This window comes from Crocosphaera chwakensis CCY0110, from assembly GCF_000169335.1.
Taxonomy (GTDB): Bacteria; Cyanobacteriota; Cyanobacteriia; order Cyanobacteriales; family Microcystaceae; genus Crocosphaera; species Crocosphaera chwakensis.
Genome location: NZ_AAXW01000027.1, coordinates 19551 through 35904, shown reverse-complemented (window position 1 = coordinate 35904; position 16354 = coordinate 19551). Strand labels below are relative to the sequence as shown.

At 36.8% G+C, this 16354-nt stretch carries 13 protein-coding genes; 6 read left to right on the top strand and 7 right to left on the bottom strand.

The window, feature by feature from the left end:
• Positions 1 to 362: 362 nt before the first annotated feature.
• Complete coding sequence (locus CY0110_RS16410) at positions 363 to 893, top strand: type IV pilin-like G/H family protein (protein WP_269719987.1); 531 nt, start codon at positions 363 to 365, stop codon at positions 891 to 893.
• 13 nt (positions 894 to 906) lie between these two features.
• On the opposite strand, the gene CY0110_RS16405 is transcribed toward CY0110_RS16410, so the two are convergent.
• Entirely contained in the window at positions 907 to 4578 is a 3672-nt protein-coding gene (locus tag CY0110_RS16405) for a CHAT domain-containing protein (protein ID WP_008276612.1), read from the bottom strand.
• A gap of 394 nt (positions 4579 to 4972) precedes the next feature.
• Here CY0110_RS16405 and CY0110_RS28675 point away from each other — a divergent pair, with 394 nt between their 5' ends.
• The gene (locus CY0110_RS28675; RefSeq protein WP_232285742.1) at positions 4973 to 5167 is read left to right on the top strand and encodes a helix-turn-helix domain-containing protein; all 195 of its coding nucleotides are present in this window, start codon (positions 4973 to 4975) and stop codon (positions 5165 to 5167) included.
• Between the two features lie 4 nt (positions 5168 to 5171).
• Here CY0110_RS28675 and CY0110_RS16400 read toward each other — a convergent pair whose 3' ends face one another.
• The 4 genes from CY0110_RS16400 to CY0110_RS16385 all read right to left on the bottom strand — a co-directional run bounded on the left by CY0110_RS16400 (position 5172) and on the right by CY0110_RS16385 (position 7841).
• Positions 5172 to 5819, bottom strand: coding sequence for a Uma2 family endonuclease (locus CY0110_RS16400; RefSeq protein WP_008276610.1), 648 nt, complete (start codon positions 5817 to 5819; stop codon positions 5172 to 5174).
• A gap of 72 nt (positions 5820 to 5891) precedes the next feature.
• The gene (locus CY0110_RS16395) at positions 5892 to 6494 is read right to left on the bottom strand and encodes a Uma2 family endonuclease (RefSeq protein ID WP_008276609.1); all 603 of its coding nucleotides are present in this window, start codon (positions 6492 to 6494) and stop codon (positions 5892 to 5894) included.
• A gap of 60 nt (positions 6495 to 6554) precedes the next feature.
• A complete protein-coding gene (locus CY0110_RS16390; RefSeq protein ID WP_008276608.1) occupies positions 6555 to 7157 on the bottom strand; it encodes a Uma2 family endonuclease in 603 nt (200 codons plus the stop codon).
• A 288-nt stretch (positions 7158 to 7445) separates the two neighbouring features.
• Complete coding sequence (locus CY0110_RS16385) at positions 7446 to 7841, bottom strand: hypothetical protein (RefSeq protein ID WP_157464590.1); 396 nt, start codon at positions 7839 to 7841, stop codon at positions 7446 to 7448.
• Positions 7842 to 8153: 312 nt separating this feature from the next.
• Here CY0110_RS16385 and CY0110_RS16380 point away from each other — a divergent pair, with 312 nt between their 5' ends.
• Entirely contained in the window at positions 8154 to 9008 is an 855-nt protein-coding gene (locus CY0110_RS16380) for a transposase family protein (RefSeq protein WP_008276605.1), read from the top strand.
• 206 nt (positions 9009 to 9214) lie between these two features.
• On the opposite strand, the gene CY0110_RS16375 is transcribed toward CY0110_RS16380, so the two are convergent.
• The gene (locus tag CY0110_RS16375) at positions 9215 to 12391 is read right to left on the bottom strand and encodes an NACHT domain-containing protein (protein ID WP_157464589.1); all 3177 of its coding nucleotides are present in this window, start codon (positions 12389 to 12391) and stop codon (positions 9215 to 9217) included.
• 246 nt (positions 12392 to 12637) lie between these two features.
• Between CY0110_RS16375 and CY0110_RS16370 the strand changes: the two genes are divergently transcribed.
• From CY0110_RS16370 to CY0110_RS16360, 3 genes are read left to right on the top strand one after another with little or no spacing between them, the layout of a single operon-like run.
• Positions 12638 to 14356 carry a Mu transposase C-terminal domain-containing protein gene (locus CY0110_RS16370; protein WP_008276603.1) on the top strand — a complete coding sequence of 573 codons (1719 nt, stop codon included), beginning with the start codon at positions 12638 to 12640 and terminating at the stop codon, positions 14354 to 14356.
• 3 nt (positions 14357 to 14359) lie between these two features.
• A complete protein-coding gene (locus CY0110_RS16365; RefSeq protein WP_008276602.1) occupies positions 14360 to 15196 on the top strand; it encodes a TniB family NTP-binding protein in 837 nt (278 codons plus the stop codon).
• Positions 15196 to 15597 carry a hypothetical protein gene (locus tag CY0110_RS16360; protein WP_008276601.1) on the top strand — a complete coding sequence of 134 codons (402 nt, stop codon included), beginning with the start codon at positions 15196 to 15198 and terminating at the stop codon, positions 15595 to 15597. Before CY0110_RS16365 ends, CY0110_RS16360 begins: the two co-directional genes overlap by 1 nt.
• Positions 15598 to 15728: 131 nt before the next feature.
• On the opposite strand, the gene CY0110_RS16355 is transcribed toward CY0110_RS16360, so the two are convergent.
• A complete protein-coding gene (locus CY0110_RS16355; RefSeq protein WP_008276600.1) occupies positions 15729 to 16247 on the bottom strand; it encodes a MerR family transcriptional regulator in 519 nt (172 codons plus the stop codon).
• Positions 16248 to 16354: the final 107 nt, after the last annotated feature.

The following is a 16354-nucleotide window of genomic DNA, read 5'->3' as shown; positions in this document are numbered from 1 at the left end:
CGTGTAAATTATCAGAAGAAGAATTTTGAGTTCATTTTTGTTTTTTCATTATCTTTATCAACTCTGAGAAAACTTACTTTTACGGATGGGATTGCACTAATTGATTTCTTCTCCTAGACAAGCTCCTCCACCAAAAACTAACTATTGATGAAGTAGATGATATCAAAACTATTCCATCTGGGTATCTTTGCTTTACAGCACTTTGCAAGTAATTAAAGTACGTCTGACACCCGCCTCCTGCCCTCTCCATCAAGCTTTAACTTCTCTTACCATACTAAGTCGAAAACTGCTGTATGTTGATTCACTGAACTCTTCAGTAATAGATTATGATTTCCCAAGATTCAAAACTAATATTCAGATTATTGAGTGATAAATCTAATTCACAAGGATTTACCTTACTAGAATTATTAATTACTCTGATTATCGTAGGTGTACTAGCTGCTATAGCAATACCGAGTTTAGTAGGTCAAGTGGCTCGTTCTCGTGAAACAGAAGCAATTACCACATTGGGGGCTATTAACCGCGCTCAAATTGCTTACCGTTATGAATACGGAACCTTTGCATTAATTGGGGAAACTGTAGGCAGAACAGTTATACAACCCTCTCAATTAGAAGTTCCTATAACCTCAAACTATTATTCTTATCGAGATATTCACCTTCCACCAATGGATGAAGTTAGAGCTAAATACGGTGCAGCTGCTTTGACTGAATATACTGATAGCCTAAAAAACTATACAGCAGGTGTTCGATACATGGCTGGTACCAATACCTTTAACACCGTTGTTTGTCGAGGAAATAATCATACAGAAGACAATATTGATGATATTCGCCCTATCAGACCTGAAGGAATAGGACCGTGGACTTGTTTTGGCAATAGTACAGAACTTAAATAGAAAATTGATAATCTTACCAAGGACTACCGATTAAAGTAAATCCACTCCAAAAATAAGGATGTTGTAACGACTGATTCTTTAATGCTGCTAATGGGGGAGGTAAAGGGAGACGATTATCAGGGGTTACTAATTGCCCATTTTCTAAGTAAACATCTCCTTTTAATAAACTTAACTGTGCTTCGCGTATAGCTTTAGTTTTCAGGGGAATTTGATTTAATTGTTCATAAAAACGAGTCATTAATGCAAGGGTTCCCTCGTCGCTCACTTCCCAAAGACTCCCTAATACTGTTTTAACCTTCGCCAAAACCGCAGCACCAGCGAAACCTAATTCTGCTTCTCGATCGCCTAAAGCGGTACGACAAGCACTTAACACCAGCAATTCAATTTGTGGATCGCCAAAATTAAATTCTTTTAACTGATCTAAGGTCAGTTGATCTTGCCAAAATTGAATATAAGAATTGCCTAATGTTCCGGTTTCAAAATTAGCATGGGTGGCTAAATGAATAATCCCAAATTTTCCCGATTGATGAGCTTGTTGTAACTGTTGAAGCGTAAAATTTTCATTGAGAAATGAGTTCCCTTGCCATAAGCGATCGGCAATTACCGATAACTCTAAAGGAACCGCCGGTAAGGGATTTTGTTTGCTAAATTCTGATGCACCCATCGCTAAAACTCGCTGCTCAGTCATATCTTGATAGCGAGTATCACTCAAAACTAAACTAGGCATCATACCCATATTGTATTGTTCGATTAAAAATTCTGAACCATCATAAAGTGCGGACATAGGAACAGAACGTAACCCTCCCTCTACAATAAAAACAAGCGTGTCAATATTAGCTGTGTTTAATGCTGCTTTGAGGGGTTGGATAAACCATTGATACAATTGTTGCGCCGGTTGACGATAAGCACTGGGACGGCGAGGATTAGTAATGGTGCTTTGAAATTGAGCAACGGTTGAGAGAACTTGCTGACGGGTTACCCCCATTATGGGTTTGCGAATGACTTTACCTGATGCTGTCACTAACATCAATTCTAATTGATCCTCTGGAGAGGTTTGATTGTTTCGTTGTTGAGATTCTGCTGCTTGAGGAGAAGATTGAAACGTCCAGAGAGTTTGATTTTCAGGGTTTTGAATAGAGATTGATTGAGGTCGAAAAAAGATATAAATTAAGCCAGGTTTTAAGCCAGTTAAGGTTTGACCTTCTTGTAGGATAGTCTGGGTTTGTTCGAGATTTAAAGGGGATGCAGATTCAATACCTAAGTGATTAGCAAATTCTATGGTAAATCCTTGCTCAATATTTCTCAGCATAGCGCGATCGCTGTCTAAGTTGGTAGCCGAAGCATTAACATTGGGAGATTGTCCTACCTCTGAGGTTTCAGTGTAAGCATTATTTAAGTTAACGACCAATTCTACCCCAGGAGGTTCTGAATCTCTAACTTCTCTAACCATTGATGATTGAGGAGTGACGGGAGGTTCTGAGGTTACGGGAGGTTCTGGAGTTACAGGAGGTTCTGGAATTACGGGAGGTTCTGAGGTTACAGGAGGTTCTGGAGTTACGGGAGGTTCTGAGGTTACAGGAGGTTCTGGAGTTACGGGAGGTTCTGGAGTTACGGGAGGTTCTGGAGTTACGGGAGGTTCTGGAGTTACGGGAGGTTCTGGAGTTACGGGAGGTTCTGGAGTTACAACCTGAATTGTCACCCCATTAATCGTGGTGGTCGAATTACTATCGGTTCCTGCGTTATTAATAATATCTGGAGTTAACTGATCGATTTGATTGGGTTCAAAAGGAATACCACTAATGATCACCTCTCCTTTTATCTGTCCATTGGTAGCTAAGGTTTCAAGATTAATCATCCCTCCACTGCCATTGGTAGATGAAGTATTAATACTTTCGACTTCGATAATAGGAACATTATTATCCGTATTGCCTTGGGCCCTGATAGTAACTGAACCACCACCTTCGGCAAAAGAAGTGTCAATGTTACCCAAAATAATCTGACAACTGTTCATCTGAAGACAACCAGTTCCCAGTCGTTCAATGGATAAGTCTCGTCCTGGAGCAATAATGGCATCATCAGGACTCATGCTGAAACTGCCTAAAGCAAATGCATCTGTATTCGCTCGAAAAATAATACTTCCTGAACCAGGTTGAAAGGTTAAAGCATTATCCGATAAATTTTCAATGGTGATATTGTTTTCAGCTTCAAGGATTATATTTGTATCCCCTGATAACCCTTCTAATTCTGACTCAAAAATCATCGTATTATTGGGGCCGTCATCCCTTAAAATTTGTCCAATTTGACCGTTATTATTTCCAGCAAAGGTATCTATCCCATCGGTTCCACTATCCCCCTCACCGTCTTTAATAACAATATTGAGAGGATCTAATAACAGAGTACCAAACTCGCCACTAATGGCACTGGTGTCGACGGTTCCTCGAAAAATTAGCTGTTGTTTCCCCGAAACTTCTACTAACCCCCCATTTCCTGAAACATTGCCCCCTTGAGTGCTAATATTTCCATAAAATCCTGTGATCTCTTCTGACCAAACCGTGACTTGACCCCCATTACCCCAATTAATACTATCGCTGCGAAGGTTTGAACCTGAGTTAATTAGGGTACGTTGAGCGGTAGGAATCGTCTCTTGTCCTCGATAATCTCCCCCAACTCTGATCGTTCCCCCTCCGATGTTCCCTGACGCATCAATTTGAGCATCTATAGTCGCAATGCGATCGCCGATCAAGGTGACGTTACCCCCAACTCCAGTAGGAGAAGAGGTGTCTAAGGTTCCTGATGTTATCAGGGTTCCCGATGTGCTAGGAATGTTAACGTTTTCTTGGGTTAATTGAATGGTTTGATCGTTATTAGTACGAATATTTAAGTCTAAGGTTTGACTGCCTTCTGTGAGCAAAGTCGGTAAATCTTGGGGTTTAATGTTTAATAATTCCGCATTCGTTTCCCTAGGTGCAGTAATTTCTAAACTGATGAGACTTCCAGGTTGAGAAATTCTAATGCGGTTGGTTCCAGGAATCGCTGCAATGGTAATATTTCCCCCTGGTGCTTTTAGGGTTCCTGTATTAATAATGGTTTCTCCCATTAGGGTGAGGTTATGTCCCTCTGCAACGGTTAAATTACCTGTATTGATAATATTACCAGACTGCGTTAAATCAAAAGCAAATTGAGACGGATCACCGATTAACCATTGATAATTATTGGTTCCTATAGCATTAAACCAATTATTGTGATTAAATCCGATCCCTGTAGCAGTTGTGGCAGTAAAATCAGCCGGCAAATTAAGCTGAATATTTGGTCCAAAAACAATCCCCGCAGGATTCATTAAAAATAGGTTAGGGTTGCCACCAGTTATGGTGATAAGACCATTAATAATTGAAGCATCACCCCCAACTATTCGGGTTAAAATATTACGAATTTGAGGATTAGCTAAAAAGTTAGCAATTTGCTCTTTATTCAGTCCAAATTTTTCTAAACTATGGAACAGATTGGTTCCATCTCCTGATAGACTTCCCCCTTCAATATTAAATTGATTTCCTTCTTGATTAACAATGGTTCCAGTACCATCATTGGCCGGAATAATGGACTGACTTAAAATAGGATCGACGTGATTAATTTCTATCAACCCTATCAAAATAAAAATCCAATAATTTGCTATTTTTATTAATTTCATTTTTTCTTGATTCCTTGTGTAACTTTATCCATAACTTTGTGTGACTGGAACCATAATTTTGCCATTAGTTAGAGGAAGCATAACTTTGCCATAATAAGTGTACAGTAACTAATTATCTGTCGTCTTTAAAAAATAGTATCGTCGAAAATATTTAAGTCTGAAACCTTTATATGATGAACTTAATAGACTGATCATAACATCAATTTTTCATAAAAGTCATTACTCATCCTATTAACAAATTGACTGTCATTTTCCAAAAAGTTAAAAGATGAAGTGTCATTTACCCGAATGGCACTTTTTTATGGACTGAAGCAATATTAACAAATTAATTGTCTCCAAACTTCAAGTATTACCATACACTTATATTAAATAAACAATTATGTAATAATCAGACATTGAAGCAGCCGATAAACTAGGTAAATCGAAACGGACAGTACAACGGTTAGTCAAAAAATGGGAGAAAGAAGGATTGGAAGCGATCGCCCCAACTAATCCTTCAGATAAAGGTAATTTTCGTATTGAGGAGCAATTACAAGAATTTATTATCAAAACCTATCAAAAAGGAAAGGTTTCTTATTTCATATTATGATAAGTTATAAGGCTTGAAAAGTAGACATTAACCAGCGTGTAATGGTATTATCATCCTCAATTTTAGAACGCTTTAAAGCTTCTTCTACTAATGCAATGGATAACCCTACTAATACTTGAGATTCTCTAATTTGATAACTTCCTTGATTTTCCATCGTAAAGGCAATAACTGTACTTTCTGCCACATCAACCACCCAATATTCTTTGATTTCTAATTGCTCGTATAATAGGCGTTTTTTGCCGATATCATCTAAATAAGAAGATGAACCAATTTCGATAATAAGGGTAGGAGATACAACTTCATCGAGATTAATAGGAGAGTTATTACGAGGAAGGTTAGGAAGATTTTCTCCAACATAATAACTGATATCAGGTTGCACTTCTCTAATGCCTGTTTTTTGATAACTACAATTTGTCAGTTCTTTGATGGGAATGTTATTTAGAGCAGCATAGATTATAATAACTGTTGAGAGAATTGAATTATCCCTGGCGTGTGCAATTCCAATGGGTGACATTTCGATTTTCATCCATCCTTGATCATAGTAAAAGATTGCATTTTCATAGTGAGAATCTTGGGTTAATTTAAGATAGTTTTCCCAAGTTGTTTTTATCCAAGTATCGGTTAATATGGGCGTTAAGGTAGGTTGATTCATCGTTATAAACTTAAGCTGAGTTATTCAAAAGTTAAAAATTTTATATCTTTGCAACAAAACTTTATTGGTGTTTTATGCCCAAATCCGCTTTAGGCTAAGGCTAAACCTTGGTAACACTGTTTCCCCAGATAAATGACTGGGATTTTCCAACACCTCTACTGCTTGTCCCGGACGGTATATCTCGACTCGTTTATGTTTCGGGTCAATAAGCCAGCCTAACTTTGCCCCATTTTCTCTATATTCTTCCATCTTGGCTCGCAAATCTTTAAGGGTATCGTTTTTAGAACGTAATTCTACGACAAAGTCGGGACACAAGGGAATGAAGCTATCCTGTTGCTCTGGAGTAAGAGCATCCCAACGGGTTTGACTAACCCATGCTGCATCAGGGGAACGGTTGGCTCCATTGGGTAACTCGAAACCAGTAGACGAGTCGAAGGCTCTGCCAAGGGTATCATTAGCTTCAAACCAAACACTAAGTTGTCCTGTGATGCTAAGGTTACGATGGCCAGTATTACCGCCTGTGGGTGGGTTCACAATTAATTCTCCTGTTGCAGTGCGTTCTAGATGTAGCTCACGGTTCGCGGCTGCTAAAGCGGCAAACTGTTCTGGCGTAACCTGTAGAGCAAGCTGATGGGGAAGTTGAAGCCATAAGGGTTTGAGAGGAGCTTGAACCATGATTGACCTCATGCTGCAAGATAACATTACTATTGTACAAACAGAAGAATGACAACAAACTTAAGCCCAAATCCGCTTGAGACTGAGGCTAAACCCCGATAACACTGTTTCCCCAGATAAATGATTGGGATTTTCTAGCACCTCTACTGCTTGCCCCGGACGGTATATTTCCACTCGTTTATTTTTTGGGTCAATGAGCCAGCCTAACTTAGCCCCATTCTCTCGATATTCTTCCATTTTGGCTCGCAAATCCTTAAGGGTATCGTTTTTGGAACGCAACTCTACGACAAAATCGGGACACAAAGGGATGAAGCTATCTTGTTGCTCTGGAGTGAGAGCATCCCAACGGGTTTGACTAACCCATGCTGCATCAGGGGAACGGTTGGCTCCATTGGGTAACTCGAAACCAGTAGAAGAGTCAAAGGCTTCCCCCTGTTCTTGGGCATTGCGCCACCATAGATATAGTTCTCCGGCAATATTCCAATTACGTTTTCCAGTATTACCGCCTGTGGGTGGGTTCACAATTAATTCTCCTGTTGCGGTGCGTTCTAGATGTAGCTCGCGATTCGCTGCGGCTAAAGCGGCAAACTGTTCTGGCGTAACCTGTAGAGCAAGCTGATGGGGAAGTTGAAGCCATAAGGGTTGAGAAGGAGCTTGAACCATAATTGACCTCATGCTGCAAAATGACACTACTATTGTATAAACACAAGAATACCTACCTAACTTATTAACTTATTACTGACATCAATGGCAAAAAAGGCTAATTTATATTACGGGGATTGAAAGAGGGACATTAACCAGCGTGTAATGGTACTATCATCCTCATCCTTAAGATAGTAAATCACTCGATTAGTAAAAATATCTGCCTTTTCTACCGCTTGTAAATGAATTATATTAAATTAATCATCAGGTCTTTGCCAATCTTGATCTTTTAGTTCGGAACGCTTCGCTTCATCTATAATCTATTTTTATAATTACTTCCAATGCAGATACAACTAATTTAGAAGGATAATTATTCCTGTTGTCAATAAAGATCATAAAATGCTCTCGCAATTTTTTACAATCCAGTTGATTTATCATATTGCTGATTTTTAAGAAACGCTGACAAAGTTCATTCAAAAAGCGGTAAGGTAGTTTTTCAATTTTTTTAATAATCTCAGGACGTTGCCACAATAAGCATTCTTCAATCCTAAACGGTAAACTCAGCAAAGTGTGAAAAAAAACATCAATAATATTATCATTATCTAGATAATTATCAAATTCTTTCAGTAAACGTTGATGTAACTTACTTTGAGTATCCTTATCAATTGATACATCACAACATATAATGATTGCAACTAATGGCAATGCACTTTGATGATCTTTAGTTAAAAGTTCATTAACAAGCTCAGTTTTGTCAAGAATAAAAATGCACCTGCCCAAATAGGGGTAAGTGATGATAGATTTATGACTTTAGATAAAATAGATTCAGTTGTTTCTTGTGTAACTTATTCTATTGTAGCCATCCGCAAAATAGCCTCTAAACCTTCAGCATTTCCTAAATATTCAATTCCATCATTTTCTGCAACTTTCAAAGCAACATTCAATAGACATCTCCATAATTTAATAAAATCAAAAAAATAGTATAATTAAATACATAATAAATTTCTAAAAGAGGACATGAAAAGTTATACTTGGGCTTATATTCAAAAATATTCTAAACAAACAAAAAGATTATTAGGAATCGACTATCAACAACTCAAACAACTAATCGCTCTAGGAAAGCTTCTCAATCAGAACAATAAAGAAAAAATTGAAAAAACAAAAACCCGAATTAATCAATCAGGAAGTGGAAATCATCCTAAATTATCAGAAGAAGAACAAATAATTCTCATGTTAATTTATCTTCGTCATAATGTAAGCTTTCAATTCTTAGGACTTGTCTTCCAAGTGAGTGAATCAACGGCTCATAATATTTTTACATATTGGCAAAAACTTTTTGAGGGAGAGTTACCTCCAAGTTTGTTAGAACAAGTAAAAAAGTCCCAAGACGAAGAAAAACTTGTGATTGAACAATTAAAAGATTATGAATTGATTGTAGATAGTGCAGAACAGCCTATTGAAAGACCTTTAAACTACCAAGAGCAAAAAAGATACTTTTCAGGAAAGCAAAAAAGACATACTCTTAAAAGTCAGTTTATTGTATTACCAAAAGCTGAGGATATTGTTGATGTAGTTATTGGAAAACCTGGACCAATAAGTGACATAAAAATATGTAGGCAAACTTTAAATAAATTTAAGATAAATCAAACTTTTAGTGGGGACAAAGCCTACATTGGAGAAACTCAAATTACGACTCCGCATAAAAGAGCGAAAAATGGAGAATTAACAGAAAATCAAATAGAAGAAAATAAAGCTTTATCATCTAATCGAATTTTTGTAGAGCATTTAATTAGAATAGTCAAAGTATTTAAAGTAGTTCAAGAGAGGAGAGATTTCGCTTACACAAAAATAGATATAAATCGGTTTTATTAACAGTTTGCGGATTAGTCCGCTTGAGAATTAGTTCCCTAATTTTAGAAGTAATAAAATCCTGTACATCTGGAGAAATAATTGACGTTAGAATGAACCATAGTTTTATGTCTAAATTAGATTTAGTCTCTTCAAATCCTTATTAATTCGTTTTCAGGACAATTTTTTACTTCGAGTCCAATACACCTGTTTCTATTGCTGTAACTAGGTTATAGATTTTTGGAGATGTCTAATATTTTTATCAGTGGGATAGTGCCATGATGCGAAATAGTCCAACCTTGAAATAGATCAATAGGTTTTGTCGGTATTTTGAGAAGATTAGCTATGGAAGACTCTAAAAGTTGTTGATAATCCTCTTCTGTAATCAATTCTTCTTCTATGAGTAGTGGCCAGTGATTGGGATGAAAAAATAAGCTAGTCCACAGATGAGGTGAATTATCAAAATCTATACTATTAGTAAACCACTCTTGATCGTCTTTCCATAATGCCGTAAGAGTTTGTCTGAACAAGCACCAATTATCGATGGAATTAAAAGCCGTAATATCAGGACCCAACAAATTATTTGACTTCCAGAAAGGTATTAAGCGGTAACTATTAGCAATCTTTCTTTCTAAGTATCTCACTTTTTGATCAAGCTCACTATTGGTTACATCATTTGTAGTTACTATCAAACTTAGGAAATAATTAATATATATATTGTTTTTTTCTATGTTATCTGAATTTACATATGAGCTAAGTAAATCATAAAGTCTGAAAAAATCGCCAGTTAAATAATTCTTTATTTTTAGTTTTACAGAATTTCCCCCAAAGCATAATTCTGATCTACTAATAAAAGAACTATATTTTTTAATAACTTGTAAGGGCAAGAAACACAATAGAAGTTCACACAGTTTTTCAAAAGTCTGAGAAGATATCAAATCATCTAATTGGTTATTTTTTTTATTTCCAAATATTATTTTATAATTAAATTTATCAAATACTAATTTAAAATCTAATAAGTGACAGGAGGCTATATTAATCCCCAAATCATTATTCAGAGATGTCAACATAGCAATTTGTTTTGTTTGTTCTTCTTGCAGTAGTTCTTGAATTTTAGTTTCAAATTCTTTAACTTGCACAAACTTAGGATTAAGGTGATAGATTTTAGCCAAAAGCCAAAGTTCAGATTCTAAATTCCCTTCATCTTTTTCTGAAAGATCGTTGAGCCATTTCCAGATGTAAGAAAGAGCAGAACCAAAACGAGTAACCTGTAAAATATCAATTATTGATTCTTGTTCCAGCCATGTCCATCTAATTGTTTTATCAAAAATGACTCGTAAAGCAAGTTCAAGGTCTTTTTGTCTTGAAAAATTAAATTCAGGTAATACATTAAGAATAGCTCTAGATGCTGTAGTTTGGTCAATAATTTCCTCTCGATCTTGAACATCACGAAGCCAACTTTTTTGTTGATTAGGTTGAGCTTGAGCAACGTAAAATTGAAGGACATAAAACCAATAAGCACCTCGTTTGATTAATGTAGAAAAAACAAGGTCTGGATCTGCATCAGGATGATTTGTTAAATAAGATGCTGCAAAATATTCTCGGTATTGTTGTAAAAGGAAATCGATTTGACCTTGATTTTCTCCTGTGCCAGCTAATAAACAAAGACGATCTGTGGCCATTTCAATGATTTCATCCGTAGTCTTGTTTAAAGTTGAGCCTTCAAAAATTTCACCAGGACAGTCTCCTAAAATATCATAAATATAACCACGAAAATCATCATTATTAAGAGCTTGTATTTGGGGATTTTCCATTTTGCAATGTAGTTCAAATCCAACTCTTTCATGCAGTTTTAATAACTCATTTGTCCATTTATTGACAAGTGGTGTTTTATCTTTTTCCCTAGCAAAAATTACATCAACATAGGTTTTATAAAGCAAGTGTTTTTCATGGGGAATCTGAACCTTACGACGAACAATTGTTAAAATAACAGTTGCTTGTAGTAATGATTGAGCTAATCTTTGTACTGCTTCAGATTCCATTGCACCTTCGATTTTTTCTTTTGCTTCACGTTGTTCTTCAGCAGAAGGAATCCTTTGTTTTAGCCATTGATCACAATATTCATCAAACTCTGTTCTTTCAAGGTCATTTAATTTCCAAGTAACAGGCTCAAATTCACTACATTCACCAGAGTAACCATTGGGACGACTAGATAATATGACTTGTAACTTTCCATTTTCTGCGTTAACACGATTGACAAAAACTCTTAAATTTTCTATGATTTTTTGTCTAGTTTCTGGATTGGGAACTTCATCTAAACCATCAAGAATTAATAAGATTGGATTAGTTGATGCTAATCCAAAAATATCGTCCATCTCAAGACGAGAAGAAGTATTTTCATTAATTAATTTTTTAACAATATAAAGAGCTAAATGAGTTTCACCATCATTATTAAACTGCTCACTCATCCATTTTGCATAACGTCGTAATTCAATGCGAAACGGAAAAAAGAGACTAACATAAGAGTCTAAATTTTCTGTCTTTATTTCTTGAGGAAGTTTCAATCTTTTTGCCAAAGATAAAGCCAAATCAGGTTGAATAACACGCGCAGCTTGATACAAAGATAAAAACTGAGTAAGGGTACTTTTTCCTAAACCCGGACCACCTAAAAGCAACACAAATTCAGAGTCTAAAAAGAATAAAGCATTAGAGGCTCTAACTTTTGACCAATCATTAGGGTTGAAAGAAGATTTATAGTCTGGAAATAACTCAATGTCAGAATCATTTTGATTTGGGTTTATGTTTGCGAATGGTACACTTTCTTGGTAAGTTTGAGAATGTAGTTTTGATAACGTAAAGTCGATAAATACTTCTGATAGTGGTAAGTTTTGTTCATCTCCTGCGTCTTGCGCCTTTGCTGACTTTTCACAGTCTAAAACATGTTGAAGATATGTTTTAAAAGAACTTTCTCTGCGTTCATTGGTGTAATTTATATTTTGATAAAGAGCTTTAAATATATCACCTGGCAAAATAGAATCTAAATAAGAAGTACGAACATCTTGGTTGGCATCAAGCATACAAGATATATCGGCCGCACCCCACACATGAATTTCTGGAATATGCTGTTTCCATTGTTCAGTAACTTTTGTTATTTTGTCACGAGTACCAATATTTCTTACCCCAGTCAAAGGAACGTTCGTAATCATAATATAGGTATGACATGGGACTTTATGTTTATTAACAATTTTGTCTAATTCCTTTTTTAAATCCGCAACAACTTCATCACGTGCTTTCTTCCATCCAAGCTGAAAACCATCATGATATTTGACTTGAAAAACCCATTCTTTTGGTACGTCCTCAATTACATTGATAGGTGTACAGTAACTAATTGTTTGTCGTCTTAACAAAATAGTGTCGTCAAAACTTTTAACCTTCAAACTTTTATATAATCTACGTTATAGACTGATCATAACATCAATCTTTTATAAAAGTCATTATTCATCTTATTAACAAATTGACTGTCATTTACCCGAATGGCACTTTTTTTATGGACTGAAGCAATATTAACAAATTAATTGTCTCCAAACTTCAAGGATTGTGATACACTCATATTAAATAAACAATTATGTAATAATCAGACATTGTTGTTCATTATGAAAAATGCAAACTCACCACCCTCTACATCATCAGTTAATAATCCCTTAGAGAAAGAAAATAATGTTATCCCCTCTGAGTTATCTGATGAAGCACAATTAAAGCTTGAGGTTATTCAAACTTTACTTAAACCTTGCGATCGCAAAACTTATGGTCAACGACTCCAAGAAGCAGCCGAGAAACTGGGTAAATCGAAACGAACAGTACAACGGTTAGTCAAAAAATGGGAGGAAAAAGGATTACAAGCGATCGCAGCCACTGATCGTTCAGATAAGGGAAGTTTTCGTATTGAGGAGCAATTACAGGAATTTATTATTAAAACCTATAAAAATGGGAATAAAGGGAGCCGTCGGGTGACTCGTAAGCAAGTTTATCTGAAAGCCAAGGCTAAAGCCGAAGAATTAGGTATTAATCCACCTTCTCACATGACGGTCTATCGAATTTTACAGCCTTTGATTGAAAAACAGGAGAAAAAGAAAAGCATTAGAAGTCCAGGATGGCGAGGCTCTCAATTATCGGTTAAAACTCGTGCTGGACAGGATTTATCCGTTGAATATAGTAACCATGTTTGGCAATGTGACCATACTCTTGCGGATATCCTCTTGGTTGATCAATATGGTGAACTTTTAGGTCGTCCTTGGTTAACAACGGTCATTGATACCTATTCTCGTTGCATTATCGGTATTAATTTGGGTTTTAATGCTCCAAGTTCTCAAATAGTGGCGTTAGCGTTACGTCATGCCATTTTACCCAAACGTTATACCCCCGATTATCAATTAAGCGAAGAATGGGGAACTTACGGAAAACCAGAGCATTTCTACACAGACAGTGGTAAAGATTTTTCTTCTCACCATATTCAGCAGATTTCGGTTCAATTGGGGTTTGTTTGTCATTTCAGGGATCGTCCCAGTGAAGGAGGAATCGTAGAACGTCCGTTTAAAACCCTCAATTTAGAGTTTTTCTCGACACTCCCTGGATACACAGGTTCAAACGTACAGGAACGACCAGAGGATGCTGAAAAGGAAGCTTGTCTAACTTTACGTCAATTAGAGCAGAAGTTAGTTCGGTATATCGTGGATAACTATAACCAGCGAATAGATGCCAGGATGGGCGACCAAACTCGTTTTCAACGCTGGGAGTCAGGGTTAATAGCGAGTCCTGATGTTATTTCAGAAAGAGAATTGGATATTTGCTTGATGAAACAAACCCGACGCAAGGTACAACGTGGAGGCTATCTTCAATTTGAAAATTTGATGTATCGAGGAGAAAATCTGGCAGGTTATGCAGGAGAAAGTGTCATTTTACGTTTTGATCCTAGAGATGTTACCACTGTTCTTGCGTATCAACAAGAAAGCAATCAGGAGGTTTTCTTAACTCGTGCTTATGCAATAGATTTGGAGACAGAACAAATGTCGTTAGATGAGGCTAAAGCAAGTAGTAAGCGGGTGCGAGAAGCAGGAAAAACCATCAGTAATCGCTCTATCTTATCGGAAATACGCGCAGCCGAAGGCTCTGCTTACGCAGATCGCCAAATTTTCCCAAAAGCTAAGAAATCTAAAAAAGAACGCTATCAGGAAGAGCAGAAAGCAATTACCTCAAAACCCTTAGAACAAGTGGAATCAGAATTAGAGGAGACAGATGTATCTTCCTCTTCTTCAGAAACTTCACAGGTTGAAGTATTTGACTATGAAACGTTACAAGAGGATTATGGGTTTTAAATTATGACCATTCAAGAAGCACAAGCGGTTGCCCAACAGTTAGGGGATATTAAATTAACCTCAGAGAAGTTACAGGCGGAAATTCAACGATTAAACCGAAAAACCGTTGTTACGCTTTCTCATGTAGAAGCATTGCATAATTGGTTAGAAGGAAAGCGTCAGGCAAAACAATCTTGTCGGGTGGTGGGGGAGTCTCGTACCGGAAAAACCATTGCTTGTAATGCTTATCGTTTGAGACACAAACCCATTCAAACCCCTGGTAAACCGCCTATTGTCCCAGTAGTTTATATTCAAGTTACCCAAGAATGCGGTGCTAAAGACTTATTTGGGGCAATTATCGAGCATTTAAAGTATCAAATGACTAAGGGAACCGTCGCAGAAATTCGTCAACGGACGTTTAAAGTGTTGCAACGGTGTGGGGTGGAAATGCTGATTATTGATGAAGCGGATAGGTTGAAACCAAAGACGTTTGCAGAGGTGAGGGATATTTTCGATAAGTTAAATATTGCGGTCGTATTGGTGGGAACTGATCGTTTAGATGCGGTAATTAAACGAGATGAGCAGGTTTATAATCGTTTTCGGGCTTGTCATCGTTTTGGTAAGTTAGCAGGGGATGAGTTTAGTCAAACGGTGGATATTTGGGAACGTCAAGTATTAAAGTTGCCTGTAGCTTCCAATTTAAGTAGTAAACGGATGTTAAAGATTCTCGGACAAGCAACGGGGGGTTATCTTGGCTTATTAGATATGATTCTACGGGAATCTGCGATTAGAGCCTTGAAAAAGGGGTTACAGAAGATTGATTTAGAAACCTTGAAGGAAGTGACAGAGGAGTACCGATAATGGAAAGCAAAGAGATTCAACCTTGGTGGTTTTTGGTGCAACCGTTAGCAGGGGAAAGTATCAGTCATTTTTTAGGACGGTTTCGGCGAGAAAATGAATTAACGGTGACGATGATGGGAAAGTTAACGGGGTTAGGGGGTGCGATCGCTCGTTGGGAGAAGTTTCGTTTTATTCCTGCACCGACTGAGGAAGAGTTAACAGCATTGTCTGAGGTGGTGCAGGTGGAAGTGGAAAGGTTATGGCAAATGTTTCCCCCGAAAGGTGTGGGAATGAAGCATCGACCCATTCGCTTATGTGCAGCTTGTTATGATGAGGAAAGGTGTCACAAGATTGGGTGGCTAGTTGAAGACGACTCAGTTTTGCTCAAAGCATGGGTTAACATTGTTGTCGGAATGTCCTAATTGTGGCGCAAGGTTTCAGTTTCCTGCGCTTTGGGTTAATAGTTGGTGTCACAGGTGTTTTCTAAATTTTGGGGAGATGAAAAGAAACCATTAAGAAAGAAACCATTAAGAAAGTGGCTATCTTAGCTATTCTATGCAATCTTATTCTCATTGACTTTTGCTCGTTCTTTAAAACTTTCAAAATCGATTAATTCTGAGTTTTTAGCAGCTTTCCAGACTTCTTGAACAATATCTGAAAAAATAGGGATAACTAATAGCATATACTGACCAATATTAGCATTGTCTTTTCCTGCGATCTTAACAATAGTTGGTATTTTTTGTTGCAAATCTGACCAATCTTGCTGAACCCAGAAAACTTCATTATTAATAACAATTAAATGTTTATCTCTTAAACTCTCATCTACGCCACTTTTATCTAAAAATTTAATGATCTTTTTAATCATTTGACTAGAGACATTTTTTCTTCGTAAATGCTTAATGGCACGAATTTCGAGAATTTGCTCCCAACTATAAATAACAGTCGGTTTACGAGACTTACCAATGCGCTGAGGTATCACCAATTTCTGTCTTTCTAGGTACTGAAGCTGATTAGAGGTAGTATCTGTCAATGCGAGGGTTTCTTGTCTGGTAAATCCTTGTATAAGACTCATGCTAAATCCTACATCTGTTGTATTTAACGTATTATTTTTTTGTAAAAATAGAATACATTTACTGAAAAAATGCTGTTACTATCCTATAATACATTAAAGTATTAAAA